Source organism: Stenotrophomonas humi (genome assembly GCF_001431415.1).
Lineage (GTDB): Bacteria > Pseudomonadota > Gammaproteobacteria > Xanthomonadales > Xanthomonadaceae > Stenotrophomonas > Stenotrophomonas humi.
Genome location: NZ_LDJI01000003.1, coordinates 157,582 through 178,903, shown reverse-complemented (window position 1 = coordinate 178,903; position 21,322 = coordinate 157,582). Strand labels below are relative to the sequence as shown.

General features: G+C 64.9%; 15 protein-coding genes and 1 riboswitch. Of the genes, 4 read left to right on the top strand and 11 right to left on the bottom strand.

Annotated elements, in window-relative coordinates; translation table 11 throughout:
* Nucleotides 1–190: 190 nt before the first annotated feature.
* From ribB to glyA, 6 genes are all read right to left on the bottom strand, one after another.
* Nucleotides 191–1,291 carry a 3,4-dihydroxy-2-butanone-4-phosphate synthase gene (ribB, locus tag ABB26_RS01350; protein WP_057631772.1) on the bottom strand — a complete coding sequence of 367 codons (1,101 nt, stop codon included), beginning with the start codon at nt 1,289–1,291 and terminating at the stop codon, nt 191–193.
* On the bottom strand, nt 1,288–1,890 hold the full coding sequence (locus ABB26_RS01345; protein ID WP_057631771.1) for a riboflavin synthase: 603 nt from the start codon (nt 1,888–1,890) through the stop codon (nt 1,288–1,290). Before ABB26_RS01345 ends, ribB begins: the two co-directional genes overlap by 4 nt.
* Nucleotides 1,891–1,965: 75 nt before the next feature.
* Nucleotides 1,966–2,133, bottom strand: a riboswitch (FMN riboswitch).
* Between the two features lie 239 nt (nt 2,134–2,372).
* Nucleotides 2,373–3,461: a bifunctional diaminohydroxyphosphoribosylaminopyrimidine deaminase/5-amino-6-(5-phosphoribosylamino)uracil reductase RibD gene (ribD, locus tag ABB26_RS01340; protein WP_057631770.1), complete on the bottom strand. Its 1,089-nt coding sequence runs from the start codon at nt 3,459–3,461 to the stop codon at nt 2,373–2,375.
* A 165-nt stretch (nt 3,462–3,626) separates the two neighbouring features.
* Nucleotides 3,627–4,094 carry a GNAT family N-acetyltransferase gene (locus tag ABB26_RS01335; protein WP_057631769.1) on the bottom strand — a complete coding sequence of 156 codons (468 nt, stop codon included), beginning with the start codon at nt 4,092–4,094 and terminating at the stop codon, nt 3,627–3,629.
* 5 nt (nt 4,095–4,099) lie between these two features.
* The gene (gene nrdR, locus ABB26_RS01330) at nt 4,100–4,621 is read right to left on the bottom strand and encodes a transcriptional regulator NrdR (RefSeq protein WP_057631785.1); all 522 of its coding nucleotides are present in this window, start codon (nt 4,619–4,621) and stop codon (nt 4,100–4,102) included.
* Between the two features lie 172 nt (nt 4,622–4,793).
* Nucleotides 4,794–6,047 (bottom strand): serine hydroxymethyltransferase, encoded by a 1,254-nt coding sequence (gene glyA, locus ABB26_RS01325; protein WP_057631768.1) that lies wholly within the window; start codon nt 6,045–6,047, stop codon nt 4,794–4,796.
* A 309-nt stretch (nt 6,048–6,356) separates the two neighbouring features.
* Here glyA and ABB26_RS01320 point away from each other — a divergent pair, with 309 nt between their 5' ends.
* Nucleotides 6,357–7,991, top strand: coding sequence for a ShlB/FhaC/HecB family hemolysin secretion/activation protein (locus tag ABB26_RS01320; protein ID WP_057631767.1), 1,635 nt, complete (start codon nt 6,357–6,359; stop codon nt 7,989–7,991).
* Nucleotides 7,992–8,002: 11 nt separating this feature from the next.
* Nucleotides 8,003–13,120, top strand: coding sequence for an MBG domain-containing protein (locus tag ABB26_RS01315; protein WP_057631766.1), 5,118 nt, complete (start codon nt 8,003–8,005; stop codon nt 13,118–13,120).
* A gap of 79 nt (nt 13,121–13,199) precedes the next feature.
* Here the strand turns inward: ABB26_RS01315 and ABB26_RS01310 are convergent, their stop codons facing one another.
* Nucleotides 13,200–13,685 carry an RcnB family protein gene (locus tag ABB26_RS01310; RefSeq protein ID WP_057631765.1) on the bottom strand — a complete coding sequence of 162 codons (486 nt, stop codon included), beginning with the start codon at nt 13,683–13,685 and terminating at the stop codon, nt 13,200–13,202.
* A gap of 220 nt (nt 13,686–13,905) precedes the next feature.
* Between ABB26_RS01310 and ettA the strand changes: the two genes are divergently transcribed.
* Together ettA and ABB26_RS01300 are read left to right on the top strand one after the other, a co-directional pair.
* On the top strand, nt 13,906–15,570 hold the full coding sequence (gene ettA, locus ABB26_RS01305; RefSeq protein WP_057631764.1) for an energy-dependent translational throttle protein EttA: 1,665 nt from the start codon (nt 13,906–13,908) through the stop codon (nt 15,568–15,570).
* A gap of 350 nt (nt 15,571–15,920) precedes the next feature.
* Nucleotides 15,921–17,237 carry an NCS2 family permease gene (locus tag ABB26_RS01300; protein WP_057631763.1) on the top strand — a complete coding sequence of 439 codons (1,317 nt, stop codon included), beginning with the start codon at nt 15,921–15,923 and terminating at the stop codon, nt 17,235–17,237.
* A 40-nt stretch (nt 17,238–17,277) separates the two neighbouring features.
* Here ABB26_RS01300 and ABB26_RS01295 read toward each other — a convergent pair whose 3' ends face one another.
* The 4 genes from ABB26_RS01295 to ABB26_RS01280 all read right to left on the bottom strand — a co-directional run bounded on the left by ABB26_RS01295 (nt 17,278) and on the right by ABB26_RS01280 (nt 21,304).
* Nucleotides 17,278–18,057 carry a DUF3667 domain-containing protein gene (locus ABB26_RS01295; RefSeq protein WP_057631762.1) on the bottom strand — a complete coding sequence of 260 codons (780 nt, stop codon included), beginning with the start codon at nt 18,055–18,057 and terminating at the stop codon, nt 17,278–17,280.
* A 111-nt stretch (nt 18,058–18,168) separates the two neighbouring features.
* On the bottom strand, nt 18,169–19,353 hold the full coding sequence (gene pncB / locus ABB26_RS01290; RefSeq protein ID WP_057631761.1) for a nicotinate phosphoribosyltransferase: 1,185 nt from the start codon (nt 19,351–19,353) through the stop codon (nt 18,169–18,171).
* Nucleotides 19,354–19,613: 260 nt separating this feature from the next.
* Complete coding sequence (locus tag ABB26_RS01285) at nt 19,614–20,447, bottom strand: glycosyltransferase family 2 protein (RefSeq protein WP_057631760.1); 834 nt, start codon at nt 20,445–20,447, stop codon at nt 19,614–19,616.
* Nucleotides 20,444–21,304, bottom strand: coding sequence for a glycosyltransferase family 2 protein (locus ABB26_RS01280; RefSeq protein ID WP_057631759.1), 861 nt, complete (start codon nt 21,302–21,304; stop codon nt 20,444–20,446). Before ABB26_RS01280 ends, ABB26_RS01285 begins: the two co-directional genes overlap by 4 nt.
* Nucleotides 21,305–21,322: the final 18 nt, after the last annotated feature.

The window sequence follows — 21,322 nt, the reverse complement described above, 5'->3', positions numbered from 1 at the left end:
GGGGTGCGGGCTTGGGACTTGGCGGGCGGCGGGAGAACCCGGAAAGCCCCCGCCCCAGCCTTCCCTCCGCCGCGCGCAAGGAACGCATTGCCGCAGTGTGACAGCTCGCATGAACCGCCTCCCCTTTGCGCCGAAGACGTAGGGGAGCTGGTGAGGGATGCTCTGAGCAGCTCCCTCACCCAGTCCAGCTTCAGGCCTGAACGGTCTCGACGATCTCCAGCCCATAACCGGCCAGGCCGATCTGCCGACGCGGGGTGCCGAGCACACGCAGCTTGCCCAGGCCCAGATCGGCCAGGATCTGCGCGCCGGCACCGTTGCGGCGCCATTGGCCCACATCCTTGTCCTTGCCCGGAGTGACCGGCGCAGGCTGCTGGCGCAGGCGTGCCAACAGCGCGTTGGTGTCGCGCGGTGCCGACAACACCACCATCACGCCGGCACCGGCTGCGTCGATGGCACGCAGTGCGTCGGTGTTGGCCACGCCGAAATCCTCACGGCGCCAATGCAGCAGGTCCGCCAGCGGGTTCTCCACCTGCACGCGTACGAGCGTCGGCGTTTCCTTGTCCGGTGTGCCACGGACCAGCGCGAAATGCAGGTCGTTGGCGATGCGGTCGCGGTAGGTGACAAGGTTGAACGGACCGAATTCGGTGTCGATCTCGCGCTCGTCCACACGCTCGACGGTGTGCTCGGTGGCCAGCCGGTAGGCGATCAGATCGGCGATGGAGCCCATCTTCAGGCCGTGCTCGCGGGCGAACACTTCCAGCTCCGGGCGGCGCGCCATGCTGCCGTCGGGGTTGAGGATCTCCACCAGCACGCCGGCCGGCTCCAGACCGGCCAGCATCGCCAGGTCCACGCCTGCCTCGGTATGGCCGGCGCGGGTCAGCACGCCGCCCGGCTGGGCGATCAGCGGGAAGATGTGGCCCGGCTGGTGCAGGTCCGACGGCTTGGCGTTGGGCTTCACCGCGGTGCGGATGGTGTGGGCACGGTCATGCGCGGAGATGCCGGTGGTCACACCTTCGGCAGCCTCGATGCTGACCGTGAAATTGGTCTGGAACTGCGCGGTATTGGCCTGCACCATCGGCGCCAGGCCCAGGTCGGCCGCGCGGGTGCGGGTCAACGGCAGGCACACCAGGCCACGGCCATGGGTGACCATGAAATTGATGTCCGACGGCTTGACCAGCTCGGCAGCCATGATCAGGTCACCTTCGTTCTCGCGGTCCTCGTCATCGACGATGACGACCATGCGGCCGGCGCGGATTTCTTCCAGCAGTTCCGGAACGGGGGCGAAATTCATGGGGTGGCTCCTTGGCCCAGCAGACGCTCGACGTAGCGGGCGACCAGATCGATTTCCAGGTTCACCGCACTGCCCACGGCAGTGGCGGAAAAGGCGGTGTTGGCGACGGTGTGCGGAATCAGCGCCACCTCGAAGCCTTCGTCATCGGCTTCGTTGACGGTGAGGCTGACGCCATCCACGCAGATCGAGCCCTTCTTGGCGATGTACTTGAGCAGCGGCTTGGGCGCGGCGAAGCGCCAACGCAGCGCGCGCGCATCCTCATGGATGGACAGCACCTTGCCCAGGCCATCGACGTGGCCGCTGACCAGATGGCCGCCGAGGCGGTCGGTCGGGCGCATGGCGCGCTCAAGATTGATCACCGCGCCTTCGGTCAGTGCACCGAGCGTGGTCAAGGCCAGGGTTTCAGTTGAGGCATCGGCCTTGAAGCTGCTGCCGTCGAATGCGATGACGGTCAGGCAGACGCCGTTGATGGCGATGCTTTCGCCCATCTGCACCTGATCAAACGGCAGGTTGCCGACATTGAAGGTGAAGCGGACATCGCCTCCGATGGGTTCGCGTGCGGCCAGACGGCCGACGCCTTCGATGATTCCAGTAAACACTAACGTTCTCCGCGAAAAGTGAGCGAAAAACGCCGCAAGGCAAACAGGCGCACGAACCCCGCAAAGGGCCCGAAACACCGTCTTCTTTCATCCGGACTATGACCGTCGGCTCCGGCATCTGACCGGATCTGCTGACCTTTGATTGGCAGGGCCAAGCAAAGCGCTCGCGGGCTCGTGAGGGTCCCCGCCGGGGATTCCTTACCTACCGCCGGTGGGGAGTTGCACCCCGCCCTGAAGACGTTTGTAAGTTGCCAGCGAACCGGCCGGGGCATTGTACCAGCCCGGTTCTCAGCCAGTGTCCAGACAGCTGGACGCAGTGTTTCAGCGGCGATTTGTTCAGGCTGGGCCGGGAGAAAGAGGAACAAGGGAAGAGAAGTGGCCCAAGAACAGGGGCAAGAGCAGCGGCAAAAGGCGAAGCCAAGGCCAGAGCCAGAGCAGAAGAGCCCCCTCCACGCGCCTCCCTTTCGCTCCACTCACTGCTTTCACTCAGGCCTGAACCGGAGCCGCAGATCCTTGCCCAACATCCGCGCATCGATCACTTCCAGCCGAACCGCCTGCGCCATCGTCTCGATGCCCAACCCAGCGAGTAACGGTTTGGCGCTGTCGCCCATCAGCAGCGGCGCGACATACAGCAGCATCTCGTCGGCCAGCCCTGCCTTGAGCAAGGCGCCGCACAGCGTTGGGCCGGCTTCGACATGCACTTCGTTGATGCCCCGCTCGCCCAGCAAGGCCATCACGGCCTGTAGATCGAAGCGGCCGTCGGCCAGCAACGGCGACGCCGCGAACTCTGCGCGTTCCAGCACGGGCGCGGTCAGAGCGGGATCGTGCAGATACAACGTTGTGGCCCCACCTTCGCGCACGCGGGCACACTGCAACGTGCGCAGCTGTGCATCCAGCACCACCCGCAGCGGTGGCAGGAATTCGCCAGATGCAGGTCGCGCAGTCAGCAGCGGATCATCCGCCAGCACGGTCGCCGCACCGGTCAGGATGGCACCAGCACGCGCGCGCCATTGCTGCACGTCGGCACGCGCCGCTTCCCCGGTGATCCATTTGGATTGGCCATTGGCCATTGCGGTGCGCCCATCCAGGCTGCCGGCCAGCTTGATGCGCACGAACGGTCGGCCACGTTCGATCCGCGACAGAAAGCCACGATTGAGTTCGCGTGCCTTGTCGCCCATCAAACCCACCGCCACCTCGATGCCGGCCTGCCGCAGCAACGCGAACCCACCGCCATCCACATCCGGGAACGGGTCACCCATGGCCGCGACCACGCGCGTCACGCCGGCCTCGATCAAGGCCAACGCACACGGCGGCGTGCGCCCGTAGTGCGCGCAGGGTTCCAGGGTGACGTAGGCGGTGGCACCGCGCGCGCGTTCACCGGCCTGACGCAGTGCGAACACTTCAGCATGCGGACCACCGGCACGTTGGTGCCAGCCCTCGCCCACCACCTCGTCGCCATGAGCGATGACACAGCCAACCATCGGATTGGGCCGCGTGGTCCATGCCGCGCGTTCGGCCAGGCGCAAAGCGCGGGCCATCAGCAGATGATCGGTGGCGTTGAATGGGCGCATGGAGGTCTCCAGGAAGGCGCATCGTGCAATGACGACGCCAGATTGTTTGACGGGCGCTTCCCGCCTGCGCGGGAATGATGATTCGTGAAAGGGCCGAGCTTCCAGGAATCACGCAATGCGGCAAGTGTATGCGGTGCCATGCCCGCATCGACGTGACGCAGCCGCTCAGCCCTGCCGCGTCTCCATCGCCATCACGGTGATCGCCAACGGGCCGAGCTGCAGCCGGGTATGCACGCGCCATCCGAGGTTCAGATACCAGTCCACCATCGGCGCTTCGCAATACAGATACAGGATCGACACGCCGAGGGCGGCGGCCTGCGCGACACAGTGCCGCACCAACTGCGCGCCGACACCCTTGCCGCGGCCGCGCGGTTGTACATACAGCGAGGCCAACCAGGGCGACCAGCCACGGATTTGTTCGTGATCGTCATGCAGCAGGCTGACCGAACCCAGCCAGCCGGCGTCGTCCTCGGCCAGCCAGGTGCACGGAATGGCGTGGCGCTGTTGTGCGCGCAGTTCCTGTTCGGCCTGGGGCAGCGTCCAGTCGGGCAACAGCTCACCGAATGCCTGGACATGCGCGGCAGCCAGCGCAGGCAACAGCGCTGGCCGGTCATGCAGATTGACGATGTGCATGGGTTTCAGCGCGCGGCTTTCTTGGCGCGGGCCGTGCCGCCTTCCAGCAACGGCAACTGGTCGTCACCGGCAGGATGATCGCGTTCGAGCTTCTCGATCTCATCGCGGAAGTCGGCCACGTCCTCGAAACTGCGGTACACCGAGGCAAAGCGGACGTAGCCGACATGGTCGAGCTTGCGCAGCTCGTCCATGACGAACTCCCCCAGTCGGATGGACGGCACTTCGCGCTCACCGGACATGCGCAGCTGGTGCACCACCGCACGCACGGCCGCTTCAATGCGCTCTTCAGAAACCGGCCGCTTGCGCAGCGCGCGGTCAAACCCCACCCGCAGCTTGCGCGCATCGAATGCCTCGCGACCGCCATCACTCTTGACGATGACCGGCAGCTTGAGCTCGATGGTTTCCAGCGTACTGAAACGCTCACCGCAGGCTTCGCAGCCACGACGACGACGAATGGTGGCGCCGTCTTCGGAAACGCGTGAGTCGATGACGCGGGTATCGGTGTGTTGGCAGAACGGGCAGTGCATCAATCTCGCCTTGAACATCGGGCGCCGACAACACGGCGCGGAAATCACTACAACGCAGATACAGCAAACCCCGGGATGGAGCAAGGCTGCCCGGCCCGGGGTTTGACCACCCTGAGGGTGGCGGTCCCGCCAACGAGCCGATGCCAACACGAGGCTGGCACCGGCAAAACCGTCAGCCGTAAACCGGGAACTGCTTGCACTGCAGGGTGACGTTCTCACGCACGCCGGCAATGACGTTCTCATCGCTCGGGTTGTCCAGCACGTCGGCGATCCAGTTGGCCAACGCGACGCTGTCGGCTTCCTTGTAACCGCGGGTGGTGATGGCCGGGGTACCCAGGCGCAGGCCCGAGGTCACGAACGGCGAACGCGGGTCGTTCGGCACCGAGTTCTTGTTGACGGTGATGTGGGCCTTGCCCAACGCGGCTTCCGCATCCTTGCCGGACACGTCCTTGCCGATCATGTCCACCAGCATCAGGTGGTTCTCGGTACCGCCGGAGACGATCTTGTAGCCGCGCGAAATCAGCGTCTTGGCCATGGCCTGCGCGTTCTTCACCACCTGCTGCTGGTAAGCCTTGAATTCCGGCTCCAGTGCTTCCTTGAAGGCCACGGCCTTGGCGGCGATGACATGCATCAGCGGGCCGCCCTGGATACCCGGGAACACGATCGACTGCAGCTTCTTCTCGATTTCCTCACCCGCGCCCTTGGCGATGATGAAGCCACCACGCGGACCACGCAGGGTCTTGTGGGTGGTCGAGGTAACCACATGCGCGTGCTCGATCGGGTTCGGGTAGACGCCTGCGGCGATCAGGCCGGCGACATGCGCCATGTCCACGAACAGGTAGGCACCCACCTTGTCGGCGATGGCACGGAAACGCGCCCAATCGATGACCTGCGAGTAAGCCGAGAAACCGGCGACCACCATCTTCGGCTTGTGCTCCAGCGCCAGGCGCTCGACTTCGTCATAGTCGATCAGGCCCTGCTCGTTCACACCGTACTGGACGGCGTTGAAGATCTTGCCCGAGGCATTGACCTTGGCACCGTGGGTCAGGTGACCACCATGGGCCAGGCTCATGCCCAGGATGGTGTCGCCCGGCTGCAGCAGCGCGAAGTACACGGCCTGGTTGGCCTGCGAGCCGCTGTGCGGCTGCACGTTCGCGTAGTCAGCACCGAACAACTGCTTGAGACGGTCGATGGCCAGCTTTTCGGCCACGTCCACATATTCACAACCGCCGTAATAGCGCTTGCCCGGGTAGCCTTCGGCGTACTTGTTGGTCAGCTGGCTGCCCTGGGCTTCCATCACCATCGGGCTGGCGTAGTTCTCGCTGGCAATCAGCTCGACATGGTCTTCCTGGCGCTGGCATTCCTGGGCAATGGCCTTGGCCAACTCGGGATCGTAGGACTCGATACGGACATCACGCGAGAACATCACAGCTCCTGGTACGGGCGAGGGAGCTGCCGATTGTAGCCCGTTCCAGCCGCCAGGCTGCCGCTCGAGGCCGCATCCGACCGAATCCCCGCCAGTCAACAAAGCGTGATGGATGTCACCAATTCATATTTCCATCCAGACTTGATGATCGGTCTGCACCGCTTCTTACGGATTACAGGTAGGCGCCGGCCCCTCTTACCCCGTCGGCCTGCCTGAATCTGAAGGAACAACGCTCTGATGCATCGCCTCGACCGTCACGCACGCCCCCTCGCCTTTCGCCCTCGCACGCGCCCACTCCCTGCAGCACTGTTGAGCCTGTCGCTGGCCGCCCTGACCCTGGGCCAGACCAGCTGGGCGCAGTCCAGTACCGTCAGCCCAACCGATGCGCCGGCAATGGCCACCCTGCAGGTCGCACGCATCGTCGTCGAAGGCGTCGGCGAACATCCAGCCAGCGGCATCAGCCAGGCGGCGATAGACGCAATCGCCAACCAGACCCTGCGCGACATCAGCCCCACTCTGCCGGCCGCGTTGAACTTCGAGCAGATCCAGCAGATCACCGCGCGCATCACCCAAGCCTACCGGGATGCCGGTTTCCTGGTGTCGGTGGTCTACATCCCGCCCCAGCAGGTCAACGACAGCCAGACGCTGACGCTGAAAGTGATGGAAGGCCGGGTCGGCCGGGTGTTGGTACAGGGCAGCCAGCGTTACCGTGAAGATCAGCTCACCGCCAGCAGCCTTGGGCTGATCGGCCGTCCGTTGCGCCGCAACGAACTCGACCGCGCCCTGCTCTACGCGCGTGACCTGCCCGGCGTATCGGTCACCTCGGTCCTGCAGGCAGGCCAGAACCCCGGCGAAACCGACATCGTGCTGGTGGCCACCGACAACGCGCGCCCGTACGAGATCACCGCCGGCCTGAGCAATCACGGCACCGACAGCACCGGCAAATACCGCGCCGAGCTGGGCATCAGTGCCTTCAACGCATTGGGCGCGGGCGATGTGCTGGCCGCCAGCATCGGCTACGGGTTGGACCCGGCCGACAGCTGGCAGGCGGCACTGTCACTCAGTGTGCCGTCGGCACAGGTGCAGGGACTCAGTGCCATTGCCGGCGTCAGCCGCAGCGAGATGGAGTTGAACACCGGCCCATTGGCAGCGTTGGAAATCAATGGCCCCACCACGATGTTCTATGCCGGCAGCGACTGGAAATTCATCCAGCGCGCCGACCTGCAGGTGCAGGCCTCGGCACGCTGGATCCACGAGCAATCCAGGCTCGACGGGCTGGGCATGCTGCTCTCCCGGCATACCTTCGACGTGATCGATGCGGGCCTGAGCCTGCGCCACACCGACCGACGCTGGCGGGGCATGAATCTGGCGCAGGTATCGCTGCGCAAATCCATCAACGACGAATCCTCTCCGCAGAACTGGCTATACACCTCGCACGAACCGTACTTCTGGGTTGGCCGCCTGAACCTTGCACGCCTGCAGGCACTACCCGGCAACCAGCGTCTGTGGCTGCGCGGCAGCGCTCAGTTCACCCAGGACGCACTCACCCCGCTTGAGCAGTTCAGCGTGGGCGGCCCAACCAGTGTGCGCGCTTACCCGCTGTCCACGGCGCTGGGCGACCGTGGCGTGCAGGCCACCTTCGAGTACCAACTCAGCGCACCGGGCTTCGCCGACACTCCCTCGCCGTTCAACGGCCGCCGCTGGGGCGATCTGGTGGACGTGAACCTGTTCTACGACTGGGGCCGCACCTCACCGGCGGCAGACAACCGCCGCTTGGGCGTACTACCGACCACGCTGGAAGGTGCCGGCATCGGGCTTGGCCTGCGTCTGCCATGGAAACCAGAGCTTCAGCTGGAGGCCAGCGCCGCCCGCCCCACTGGCAGCCAGCCCGGCAACGATCAACGCCGTACCCAGTTCTGGGCGCGTATCAGCACCACATTCTGAGGACCACCGCCATGAACCATATCTATCGTGTTGTGTTCAATCACGCTTTGGGCCAGACCCAGGTCACCTCGGAAATCGGCAGCGCGCCACGCGCCGGCCATGCGCCTGCGGCCGTGGTTCTTGCACCTGCCAGGCACCGCCTGGTGTTGGCGCTGGCGCTGTCATGCCTATGTCTCGGCGGCAGTCCGCTGGCGATGGCTGCGGACTACACCCTGCCTGGCGGCGGCGCCATCGGCGAGGGCAACCTCAGCATCGACGCCAGCGGTTCGGCCAGCGGGGTGCTCAACATCAGCCAGACCAGCAACCGCGGCCTGATCAACTGGCAAAGCTTCAACGTCGGCACCGACGCCCGGGTCAATTTCTTTGCGCCCAATGCCGGTGCGGTCACCATCAATCTGATCGGCGGCAATGCCTCCAGCACCATCGCCGGCCAGCTGAGCGGCAACGGCCAGGTGTTCCTGGTCAACGGGGCCGGCATCGCGTTCAGCTCTACCGCCTCGGTCAATGTCGGTGGGCTGGTGGCCAGCGGCCTGCCATTCAACAATGACCACAGCGATACCACCTTCAGTTTCGGTGGCACGCCCAACTTCAACGAGGTGGTCAATGCCGGCACGCTGACCGCCACCAATGGCTCGATCACCCTGCTGGCCGAGGGCGTACGCAACTACGGCATCATCAACGCCGCGCAGATCAATCTGCTGGCCGCCGGCGGTGCCACCCTGACGCGCTATGACGCCGGCAGCGGTATCACCACCTTTACCCCCGCGCTGACCTTCGATGCGGCCATCGTCGACCCCACTGCGGCGGCGGTGATCAACCTCGGCGCATTGACGGCCGGCAACATCAACCTGCACGGGCGCATCCGGCCGACCGCGGCCGGGAATGTGATCAATCTCGGTGGCATCGTCAACGCCCAGCAGATTTCGAGCCGGGATGGGCAGCTGTCGCTGGTGGCCCGCGGCGGCGATCCGCAATCGGGCGGCGGGGTGATCCAGACCGGCACGGTGACCGCCGACCGCACTGTGCTGGACGTGGCGGGCGACTATACCCAGAGCGGCAGCCTCACCACCGGCAGGCTCGACCTGGCGGTTACCGGTGATGCCATGCTCTATCACCCCGGCAACCAGATCGCCGCCATCGGCGGCACGGTCGGCAAGAATCTGACCGTGAACAATGCGGTTGCGCTCGGGCAGAGCGGCAGCCTGTCGGTGACCGGCGCGACCACGATCGGCACCGGCACCGGCAATGACATCCTCCTTACTCAGGCCGGCAACCGCTTCGGCGGCGAGCTGACCCTGACCGGCGGCAACGTGACGGTGAATGCGGCCAGCGCGCTGCAGCTGGGCAAGGTGCAGGCCACCAGCCTGGGGGTCACCTCGGGCGGTGCCATCGACCTGCACGATGACATCAACCTGGTCGGTACGCTGTCGCTGGACGCAAACGGCGCGCTGAATCAGGCCGCAGGCAACCTGCTGGTGGGCGGCACCAGCGCGCTGTACTCCAACAGCAGCATCACCCTCACCCAACTGGGCAACAGCTTCGGCAACCGGGTCGCGCTGAATGGCGCGGCCGTCAAGCTGGCGTCCAGCGGCACGCTGCAGTTGGGCAACGTGGGGGCATCGAGTCTGGCGCTGACCGCCGGCCGCATCGACATCAACGGCGACATCAGCACCGACGGCGCCCAGACCTACAACGGTGCGGTATACCTGAATGCTGCCGCCACGTTGCGAAGCACCAACGCGGGCAACATCACCTTCGGTGGCGCAGTGGATGGTGCGCGGGCACTGACGGTGTTTACCGATGGCCGGGTCGGTTTCCTTGGCGGCGTCGGACAGACCACGAAAGTGAACAGCATGCAGGTCCAGGCCAAGGGCATTGATCTGTCCGGGAACCTGCGCACCGCCGGTCTGATCCATCTGAATGGGCCGGTGACGCTGGGCAGCGCGGTCACCCTGGACAGCGAGCTGGGCGACATCAACTTCATGAGCACGGTCAATGGTGCCCACGCACTGACCGTCAACAGCCGTGGCACCAGCGGGTTTTACGGTGCGGTAGGCGGTACCACCGCCTTGACCAGCCTGACCACCAGTGCCGACGGCGTTACCTGGTTGGGGGCGGACATCACCACCACCGGCGGCATCTCGCTGACCGACGCGGTGCTGCTGGGTGCCGGCGTGAAGGCAACCAGCAACAACGGCAACATTACCTTCGGCGGTACCGTCAACGGCGCGCATGCGTTGGACCTGCGGGCCAGCAACGGCATCGTGCGCCTGCAGGGCAGCGTGGGCGCCGCCACCGCGTTGACCGGTCTGAGCATCGACGCCCAGATCCTGAACACCCAGGGCATCCGCGTCGCCGGGCCCCTGCAGCTGGTCACCACCAACAGCATCGGCCAGGGCGGCGCCTATGAGGTTGATGGCGACGCGCTCTTCCACAGCAGCGGCAATGTGTTCCTCAACAACGCCGCCAACCGCTTCAAGGGGGCGGTCGACCTTGTCGGGACGGCGGTGACGATCAAGAACGCCGGCGCGTTGGCGCTCCGGGGCGTGGATGCCTTCACCCTGGACGTCACCGCCACCGGCGGCGGCATCAGCCAGTCACGTGCGATCTATGTACGCGGGACCAGCTCGTTCACCGCGGATGGTGATATCACCCTGGGCCACCAGGGCAACAGCTTCGGCGGCCGGGTCAACCTAGCCGGCAACGCGCTGGTGGTCGCGGCGGGCTCGGACCTTGACGTCAACCTGGCCCACCGCGGGGTCAACGCCGCACTGGCGCTGACTTCTGCCGGCCGGCTGCAGCTACAGCCAGGCGCCATCGACACCGGCAGCGCCGACCTGACCCTGGCCAGCGGCATTGGGGTGTTGTCCACCGGCGGTGCGCTGTCGGGCCGCAACGTGAGCCTGAGTGGCGGCGACGGCGTTGCGCTGGGGCACAACATCAACGCGACAGGCACCTTGGATTTGGTCAGCCACAACGGCGCCATCGTCCAGTCGGCCGGCAACCTGCAGGCTGGCGGTGCCACCACCGTTGATGCGGGCAGCGGTGCGATCAACCTGCTAAGCACCGGCAACGACTTTGTCGGCGCCGTTGATCTTTCCGGCGGCGATATCGCAATCAACGATGCCAATGCACTGACACTGGGCCACGCCACGGCGACGACCTTCCGCGCCAGCAGCACCGGCGACCTGCATCTTGCCGGCGTGATCAAGGCCAATGCAATCGATCTCTCTGCCGGTGGCCTGTTTATCAATGCAGTGGGCGCAGCGGCACTGGATGTCAGTGGCGGCAGCCAACAGTGGCGCATCTTCCTCGACAGGCCGGATGCGCCCCATCAATTCAACAGTTTGGACAGTGGCAATACCGCGTTGTGGAATACAGCGGCATTCGCTCCGGCCACGGCAGGCGGAAACCGCTACCTGTTTGCCTGGCAGCCAACGCTGACCTTCGTGGCCAACACCTTGCGCAAGACCTATGGCGACACCCTCGCCTTGGGCGATGCGTTCAGCGTGCGCGGCGTAATGGCCGGGGCCCTGGGCGCCTACAAGGCCGACGACCTGATGGCTCTGTTCACCGGCGCTGCCGCCATCACCTCGGCCGGTGCGGCGGCGGGTGCGAATGTCAGTGGCAGTCCCTACCAGATCGATATTCACCAGGGAACGTTGGACACCTCCGCATCCGGCTACGCATTGGCATTTGCCCCGGGCCAACTGGCCATTGATCCAAGGAGCCTGATCATCACTGCCGGCAACGGCAGCAAGACTTACGGCCAGAACGGTGGCCTTGGCGGCTACAACGCCAACGGTCTGGTCAACGGTGACACGCTTACGTCCGTTGATCTGGACAGCAACGGATCGGCAGGCATTGCCAACGTCGGCGACTACACGATCACCGCCAGCAACGCCGACGGCACCGGCCTGTCCAACTACGACATCACCTATGTCGATGGAACCTTGTCCATCGGCAAGGCCGGGCTGACCATCACCGCCGGCAATGGCGGGAAGACCTATGGCCAGACGGGCGGTCTGGGCGGCTACCGCGTTGATGGCCTGCTCAACAACGATGCCGTTTCCTCGGCTGACCTGACTTCCAACGGCACCGCGGCAACCACCAACGTCGGCAACTACACCATCACTGCCAGCAACGCCGACGGCACCGGCCTGTCCAATTACGACATCACCTATGTCGATGGAACCCTGTCCATCGGCAAGGCCGGGCTGACCATCACCGCCGGCAATGGCGGGAAGACCTATGGCCAGACGGGCGGTCTGGGCGGCTACAGCGTTGATGGCCTGCTCAACAACGATGCCGTTTCCTCGGCTGACCTGACTTCCAACGGCACCGCGGCAACCACCAACGTCGGCAACTACACCATCACTGCCAGCAACGCCGACGGCACCGGCCTGTCCAATTACGACATCACCTATGTCGACGGCGTGCTGTCCATTGGCAAGGCCGGGCTGACCATCACCGCCGGCAATGGCGGCAAAACCTACGGCCAGACGGGTGGCCTCGGCGGCTACGGCGCCGATGGCCTGCTCAACAACGACGTCGTTTCTTCGGTCGATCTGGCGTCCACCGGCACTGCGGCAACGGCCAATGTTGGCAACTACACCATCACTGCCAGCAACGCCGACGGCACCGGCCTGTCCAATTACGACATCACCTATGTCGACGGCGTGCTGTCCATTGGCAAGGCAGGACTGATCATCACCGCCAACAACACCAGCAAGAACATCGGCCAGACTTCATCGTTCAGCGGCTACACCGCGGATGGCCTGGTCAACGGCGACAGCATTGATGACGTCACGCTGTTCAGCAATGGCAGTGATCTGAACGCCCAACCCGGTGGCTACGCTATTTTCGCGAGCGATGCGCAAGGGACCCGGCTCGGCAACTACGACATCACATACCGCGAAGGAACGCTGGATGTTGTTGGCGTATCCGCAGGACTGCACCCGCAGATTGCCCGCGAAGTGGCGGCCACTCTGAGCAGGCCGGCCCCCCGCGCGCTCACCGGTTCGTCAGATGTACCGCTGTACCGCTTGAACGAGGCGGCCATCACACCAGCCAGTGATGCCTGCACTTCCCTCGGGCAGATCCAATGCCTTGCTCGTCAACCGGAATGATTGCCGGTTGGTAGATGAAAATGGAAAAGGCGCATCTTTCGATGCGCCTTTTCTTTGTTCAGGAGGCTGGTTGCCGTCGTCAATGATTGAACACGATGTCGGCGATGATGCCGGTGGCGATGGCCACCATCAGCATGTTGCCGCGGTCATCACGGATCCAGCGGTGGCCGTGCGGCGGGCGGCGCACGTGGTAGCGGTTGTAGTCGTTGACCACATAGACCGGGCCGCCGTAGTAGTTGCTATAGCGGTGGCCACGCTCGAAGCCATACGGGCGATAAACCACGCGCGGCGGCGGGGCGTAGTAGCGACGGTCGTTGTAACGGGCATCGCGGTAGCCCTCGCGGTAGCCGTTGCTGTAATGGCGGCGGTCGTCGCGCCACTCGCGACGGTCGTTGTGGCGGTCATGGCCATGGCCCCGACCGCGGTCATGGCCGCGACCACGGTCATCATCCCAGCCATGACGGCCACGGTCGTTGTCCCGGTCGCCAGCAGCGAAGGCCGGAGCGGCTGCACAAAAGGCCAGCAGGGTGGTCATCGCGGCGACAACGAATCGGTTCATCTTCATGGGTGGCCTTCGCGGGTTGGAGTGGACGGTTTCCATAATGCTCACACGATATGAACGGATTCCGGCTGGAAACGTTTCCGGATCTTTCCCATTCACAAATCAGCAAGCCGCCCCGTCCCAGCCGGCTCCGTCGGGCTTGCGGCTATAATTACCCATTCCCTTTTGCCTTGGGCCCTGTCCAGTCCCGGACCGGGGGCAGGCGTGCGCTACGGAGACTTTCATGTCCTCGCAATACATCTACACCATGAACCGCGTCAGCAAGGTGGTCCCGCCCAAGCGGCAGATCATCAAGGACATCTCGCTGTCGTTCTTCCCGGGCGCCAAGATCGGCCTGCTGGGCCTGAACGGCGCCGGCAAGTCCACCGTCCTGAAGATCATGGCCGGCGTGGACACCGATTTCGAGGGCGAAGCCCGTCCGCAGGCCGGCATCAAGGTCGGCTACCTGGCCCAGGAGCCGGAGCTGGACCCGACCAAGACCGTGCGTGAAGCGGTCGAAGAAGGCGTGGGCGAAGTGCTGCAGGCACAGGCCGCGCTGGACGCGGTGTACCTGGCCTATGCCGAGGAAGGCGCCGATTTCGACAAGCTGGCCAAGGAACAGGAACGCCTGGAGGCGATCCTCGCCGCCGGCGATGCCCACACCCTGGAAAACCAGCTGGACGTGGCCGCCGATGCGCTGCGCCTGCCGCCGTGGGATGCGGTGGTCGGCAAGCTGTCCGGTGGTGAAAAGCGCCGCGTGGCGCTGTGCCGCCTGCTGCTGCAGAAGCCGGACATGCTGCTGCTCGACGAACCGACCAACCACCTGGACGCCGAGTCCGTGGAATGGCTGGAACAGTTCCTGGCGCGCTACACCGGCACCGTGGTGGCCGTCACCCATGACCGCTACTTCCTGGACAACGCCGCCGAGTGGATCCTGGAACTGGACCGCGGCCGCGGTATTCCGTGGAAGGGCAACTACACCGACTGGCTGATGCAGAAGGACGAGCGCCTGAAGCAGGAAGACAACCAGGAGAAGTCGCGCCAGAAGGCGATCCAGAAGGAACTGGAATGGTCGCGCCAGAACGCCAAGGGCGGCCGCACCAAGGGCAAGGCACGTCTTGCACGCCTGGAAGAGCTGCAGTCGGTGGACTACCAGAAGCGCAACGAGACCAATGAAATCTTCATCCCGCCGGGCGAGCGCCTGGGCAACTCGGTGATGGAGTTCAAGAACGTCTCCAAGAAGTTCGGCGACCGCCTGCTGTTCGACGAACTGAGCTTCCTGGTGCCGGCCGGCGCCATCGTCGGCATCATCGGCCCCAACGGTGCCGGTAAGTCGACCCTGTTCAAGATGATCACCGGCCAGGAAAAGCCGGATTCGGGCGAGATCACCGTCGGCCCGACCGTCAAGCTGTCCTACGTGGACCAGAGCCGCGACGCGCTGGAAGGCAACCACAACGTGTTCCAGGAAATCGCGGGCGGCCTGGACATCCTCAACATCAACGGTGTCGAGATCCAGTCGCGTGCCTACATCGGCCGCTTCAACTTCAAGGGCCAGGATCAGCAGAAGCTGGTCGGTTCGCTGTCCGGTGGTGAGCGCGGCCGCCTGCACATGGCCAAGACCCTGCTGCAGGGTGGCAACGTGCTGCTGCTCGACGAACCGTCCAACGATCTGGACATCGAAACCCTGCGTGCGCTGGAAGACGCGCTGCTGGAGTTCCCGGGCAACACCTTCGTGATTTCGCATGACCGCTGGTTCCTGGATCGCATCGCGACCCACATCCTGGCGTTCGAAGGCGATTCGCACGTGGAGTTCTTCCAGGGCAACTACCGCGAGTACGAAGAAGACAAGCGCCGCCGCATGGGCGACGACGCTGCGCCGAAGCGCCTGCGCTTCAAGGCACTCAAGTAAGAGCCCCACAGACGGCCGCCCAGTGCGGCCGTCTGCTTTTGCGGTGCCCGCACATCGTGCCAGCATCGCGCTTAAGCCCTCTCCCGCCTGCGGGAGAGGGGTTGGGGTGAGGGCAAGCGTTGCGCAGGAAACCGGCATCGTTTGCTTTAGCCAAAAGAACTTGAAGAGCTGAGGAGCGGGTGAAGCTCCCCTCATCCGCCCCTTCGGGGCACCTTCTCCCGCAGGTGGGAGAAGGGATAGCAAAGCTCTGCTCGACCACACATCACAGGCAAGCGCAGAGCCCTGCTCCCACCTCCGGCCCCCTCCCCTACCCAGCGAGAGGGCACAGCCTGCACTCCACGGAATTCCCCATGTCCCTGCTCGACCGCGTCTTCAAACTGCAGCAACACGGCACCAGCATCCGCACCGAAGTGCTGGCTGGGTTGACCACCTTTCTGACGATGTCCTACATCGTCTTCGTCAACCCGGAAATCCTCGGCACCACCGGCATGGATCCGGGGGCGGTGTTCGTGGCGACCTGCCTTGCCGCTGCGGTCGGCTCGGCGGTGATGGCACTGGCGGCCAACTTCCCGGTTGGCATGGCCCCGGGCATGGGTTTGAACGCCTTCTTCGCCTTCACCGTGGTCGGTGCGGCGGGACTACCCTGGCAACAGGCGCTGGCCGCCGTGTTCATTTCCGGCATCGTGTTCTGGGTGCTGACCCTCACCGGCGTACGTGCGTGGCTGGTGGCGGGCATTCCTGCCTCGCTGCGTTCGGCGATCGTTGCCGGCATCGGTTTGTTCCTGGCGATCATCGCGCTGCAGAAGTCGAACGTGATCATTGCCAACGAGGACACCATGCTCACGCTCGGCCCGCTCAACACCGCGCCGCCATTGTTGGCACTGGGTGGCTTCCTGCTGATCGCAGTGCTGGAAGCGCGCAAGGTGCGCGGTGCGATCCTGATCGGCATCCTCGCCGTGACCGGCGTGGCCTGGGCCATCGGCAACGTGCAGTACCAAGGCATCGTGTCGCTGCCGCCGAGCCTGGCACCGACCTTCCTGCAGCTCGATGTTCCGGGCCTGCTGCATCACGACGGCGGTGCACCCTTGGCGGTGCTGCTGCAGGTGGTGCTGGTGTTCGTGCTGGTGGAAGTATTCGATGCCACCGGCACGCTGTATGGCGTGGTCGGGCGTGCGGGCCTGCTGAAGCTGGACGACGGCAAGAAGCGTTTTGGCCGTGCCTTGCTGGCCGACAGCACCGCCATCGTTGCCGGCTCGCTGCTGGGCACCAGTTCCACCACTGCATTCGCCGAAAGCGCCTCCGGCGTGCAGGTCGGTGGTCGCACCGGCCTGACCGCGCTGGTGGTTGCCGCGCTGTTCCTGGCTGCGCTGCTGTTCTCGCCACTGGCGGCGATGGTGCCGTCCTACGCGACCGCGCCGGCCCTGTTGTTCGTGGCCGGGCTGATGCTGCGTGAGCTGGTCGAAGTGAAGTGGGATGACCTGACCGAATCGGTGCCCGCCGCGCTGTGCGCGTTGGCAATGCCGTTCACCTACTCCATCGCCAACGGGCTGGCGTTCGGCTTCATCGCCTATGCCGCGCTGAAGGCCGGCACCGGCCGCTGGCGCGAAGTACGCCCGGCGGTGTGGCTGGTGGCGGGATTGTTCGTGCTGCGATTTGCGTTGGAATGAACCTGAAAGCGCCATCCGGCCCGAGCCGATGGCGCGCTGATCACATCAGCAGCATCACCACCGGCGTCGTTGCCGCAGTTAGCGCCGTGCTGATCACCGCAAACGCCAGGAATCCCAGCAACGTCCGCCAGGTGGTCGACCAGAACGGGCGGTCCGTGAAGAACTGCACCAGCGAGACCGCGCCGTAGATCATCCCGATCACGCCCGCCCAAACCTGGGGCTGAGGGACCCAGCGGTGCAGCAGCACCAGCAGCGTCCAGATCACGAACACCTGCACGGTGAGCAGGGTGGTGATCACCAGCCATTCGGGGTAGTTGAGCTTGCTGTAGCGCCGGAACACCAGCCAGAACACGGAAGCCTCGATCGGCAGCAGCATCAGTGTGTACGCGGCGAAATGCGTTTCGATCCAATCGGCGACGGCACGATAGGCGGCCATGAGCCGCATCATCTCGGGCGGCAACGCCTGGCCAGCGACCATCGCCTCGGCGGCGCGGGTATCCATCATGCTGTCGCCGGTGAGCACGCGGTTCAACAGCACCACCGCGGCCGACATCATTGTGATCAGCAACAGCGGTTTGACCTGGTTGCCCCGGCGCCCTTCGATGTAGTCGCGCAGCAGCTGGCCCGGGCGCAGCATCAACTGCTTGAGCGAGTACAGGATGCCGCGGTCCATGTGCAGCACGCTGTGCTCCAGCTCATGGCCGAGGAAATGCCAGTCGATGCGGTGTGCTGGCGTGGGTTGGCCGCAGTTCGGGCAGAACTTCTGCGCGGCGTCGGCGATGCCACGCTCGCAATTGATACAGCGGCTGTTGTCGTGCATCCCCAAGCGCCTTCCCCATGGCAAGTGCGCATTCTAGAACGACACGCGTGGATTCAACCACTCAACCGAACAGATGCTCATGCCGTTGCATCGGAATGCGCCCCTCCTGGCTCATTCCCCCTCCGGCACAGGCACCTGGAACACCTGGCGCAGATAGGCCAGATAGCCGGGATCATCACACATGCTTTTGCCCGGCGAATCACTCAACTTGGCCACCGGCTGGCCGTTGCAGCGGACCATCTTGATGACGATGTTCAGCGGCGTCGGGCCGAGATCGTTGGTCAGATGCGTGCCGACACCAAACGCCACCTGACAGCGACCACGGAAGTAATCAAACAGCTGCATCACCTTCTCGATGTTCAAGCCATCACTGAACACCAGAATCTTGCTGGTCGGGTCAGTGCGGTTGGCCTTGAAGTGCGCCAGCATGCGGTCGCCCCAGCTGAAGGGATCGCCGGAGTCATGTCGCACGCCATCGAACAACTTGCAGAAATAGGCATCGAAGTCGCGCAGGAACGCATCCAGGCCGACCACATCGGCCAAGGCGATGCCCAGGTCGCCACGGTACTCGCGCGCCCATGATTCAAGCGCTGCTACCTGCGAATCCAGCAGACGCGGACCCAGGGCCTGGAACGCCTGCAGGTATTCGTGCGCCATGGTGCCGTGCGGCGTCATGCCGTACATCCGGGCGAAATAGACATTGCTGGTACCGACAAACTGCGGGCCCAGCGCATCGCGCAGCATCGGCAGCATGGTGCCGTGCCATTGCCGTGAGTAGCGCCGGCGGGTGCCGTAATCGGCAATGCGACACTCCTCGAAACCGGGCGTGTCGCGAAGCAACGCCGTCTTGGCCTGCAGGCGACGTTCGCCCTCGCTGAAATCAGTGCTGGCGGTATTGCGGAACCACACCTCGTTGATGATGGCCAGCAACGGCACTTCAAACATGATGGTGTGCAGCCACGGACCGGTGATGTCCAGTTCGATCTCACCCGGCACCGCCTGCGAAGCACGCAGCTCGATGTACTTGCGGTCCAGATGGAACAGGCCGAGGAAATCGACGAAGTCCGGCTTCACGAAGCGCAGCCGGCGCATGTATTCCAGTTCCTCACGGGAGAAGCGCAGGCTGCACAGATGATCGATCTCGGCGTTGATCTCGTCCAGGTAGCGCGCCAGGTCGATGCCCTGCGTACGACACTTGAACCGGTACTGGACGATGGCGCCGGGGTACTGATGCAGCACCGCCTGCATCATCGTGAACTTGTAGAGATCGGTGTCGAGCAGGGATTGGATGATCATGGGCCGCATTATGCGCCGCCGGCGGTGGCCGCCATGCGAAGGCCGGATGCCTTGTTCACCCGCCGTGGCATTGCTCTGTGCGCCGTCTACCCATTGCGGCGGCGATGCGGAGACGGGCGTTGGTACCGTCGATAATGCTGGCTGCGGTTGTCAGGTCCTGCCACGGCTGCGTGGCTGCACCTGCGGCGGGTCGCCGGCTGCGCAATGGCATCAGCACTGGTGCGTTTCTGGCCTCGCGGCCAAGGCCGCTTGCACGCGAACTAGCGCAGCAGAAGGCGTGGCACCTGCAGTGCAGCGTGTGCCCAGATGGCGCACCACACACCGATGCGCACGGGCAGGCTGCGTTGTGGGGCTTCAAACTTGCGGAAGTAACGCCACAGGCCACGGTGCTTGTGCCACTCCACGAAGAACGGCCGCGAGCGGCTGGATACGCCGCGCACATGCAGCACCTCCAACCCATTGGCAATGGCGACGGTGGCGCCGGCTTCGCGCGCGCGCCGGCACAGATCCAGATCCTCGGCGTGCAGACGGTAGCCGTTGTCCCAGCCGCCCAGCCGCACGAACAGGCTGCGCGGCATCAGCAACAATGCACCTGACAGTGCCTGCACCTGTTGCAGCGGTGCCGAATGGTCCACCGGCACCGCAAGCTGCGAGCCCGCGCCAGGGCGACGCAACATGGCGGCGAAATCCGGATCGCGACGGCGTACCGCTGCATCCGCGTTGCCCTGCTCGTCAACCTGCTCCACGCCCAGCAGGCAATCGCCCAACGGGCGTCCCAGGTCGCGTAGCCGTGCGAGGGTCTGGGCCTCCACCATCAGATCAGGATTGACGAACGCCAGCCATGTCGCACTGCAGTCGTCCGCGCCCTGATTGCAGGCGGTGGCGAAGCCGGGGTTGTCAGGGTTGGCGATGAAGCGCACGCGTGCGTCGGCAACGGCGTGCCGTTGGGCGATCTCCACCGAGCTGTCGCTGGAATGGTTGTCCACCACCCGGATCTCACTCACCTGCTGCGCTGCGCGCAGGCGCTGCAGGCATTCGTCCAGCGTACTCGCGCTCTGATAGCTGACAACAACAACGGCAATCGAATCGCTCACACCTGCTCCGCACCTGGAAGGAAGCCGCAGGCGTCGAAAAGGTCGCGCTGGGCTTGCGGCATTATCGCCTGCTCGCACAGCGCCTGCAGGTGCTCGCGATGGGCGCGCAACGGGTCGTCCATCAGGAAACCAGCAAGCCGCGCCGTCCAGCTCGGCCAGCGGTTGGCCAGCACATCCATGTCGCCTTCGGCCAGCCGCCCTTCTTCCTGACGGCCGACAAAGGCGTTGTCACACAGCACATTGCGCCAGCCCAGTCCTGACATGCGCAGGCTCAGGTCGACCAGCGCGGCGTACCAGGAGTTGTAGCTGTGGATGTCCAACCCACCGGCGCGGCGCCGGGCACTGCCACGGATCAGTACCGCGTGGGTTACCGCCGATGGCAGCTCCGGCTGCAGCAAAGGCATGCCCGACAGCGCCTGCGCCAGCCGCACTGGGTCCGAAGGCAATGGATTCACTTCCCCCACCCGCGGCCAGGCCACCGCTTCGCCTGCGTTGCTCCACGGCGTGGCCGTGGCGATGGAGGCATCGCGTGCCAGGCAGGCCTGCAGCTGCTGCAACCAGCCAGGCATCGGCACACTGTCGGCGGCCAGCACCGCCACATCCAGGCCATCGCAGGCTCGCAGCATTTCATCCAGATGTGCAGCCTCGCCGAGCGAGCGTGCGCGGCGGGTGTACTCGGCCTGCAGCGCGGTGTGCTCCAGCCAGTGTTCCACCACGGCCTGCGCACGCGGGCCGGCCTGCGCATCGTCGGCCAACCAGATCGACGTGCCGGCCGGCGTGGTCTGATCCAGCGCGGCAAGGCAGCGATCCAATGCATCATCGTCCACGCCCAACGGCAGCAACACGATCATTCCCACCCCCTCCCGTCCAGATCG

Excerpts from the sequence above, each read along its gene's own strand:
- ribB (WP_057631772.1), bottom strand. The coding sequence starts at position 1,291 with ATGAATTTCGCCCCCGTTCCGGAACTGCTGGAAGAAATCCGCGCCGGC.
- ribD (WP_057631770.1), bottom strand. The coding sequence starts at position 3,461 with ATGCGCCCATTCAACGCCACCGATCATCTGCTGATGGCCCGCGCTTTG.
- ABB26_RS01335 (WP_057631769.1), bottom strand. The coding sequence starts at position 4,094 with ATGCACATCGTCAATCTGCATGACCGGCCAGCGCTGTTGCCTGCGCTG.
- nrdR (WP_057631785.1), bottom strand. The coding sequence starts at position 4,621 with ATGCACTGCCCGTTCTGCCAACACACCGATACCCGCGTCATCGACTCA.
- glyA (WP_057631768.1), bottom strand. The coding sequence starts at position 6,047 with ATGTTCTCGCGTGATGTCCGTATCGAGTCCTACGATCCCGAGTTGGCC.
- ABB26_RS01315 (WP_057631766.1), top strand. The coding sequence starts at position 8,003 with ATGAACCATATCTATCGTGTTGTGTTCAATCACGCTTTGGGCCAGACC.
- ABB26_RS01310 (WP_057631765.1), bottom strand. The coding sequence starts at position 13,685 with ATGAAGATGAACCGATTCGTTGTCGCCGCGATGACCACCCTGCTGGCC.
- ettA (WP_057631764.1), top strand. The coding sequence starts at position 13,906 with ATGTCCTCGCAATACATCTACACCATGAACCGCGTCAGCAAGGTGGTC.
- ABB26_RS01300 (WP_057631763.1), top strand. The coding sequence starts at position 15,921 with ATGTCCCTGCTCGACCGCGTCTTCAAACTGCAGCAACACGGCACCAGC.
- ABB26_RS01295 (WP_057631762.1), bottom strand. The coding sequence starts at position 18,057 with ATGCACGACAACAGCCGCTGTATCAATTGCGAGCGTGGCATCGCCGAC.
- pncB (WP_057631761.1), bottom strand. The coding sequence starts at position 19,353 with ATGATCATCCAATCCCTGCTCGACACCGATCTCTACAAGTTCACGATG.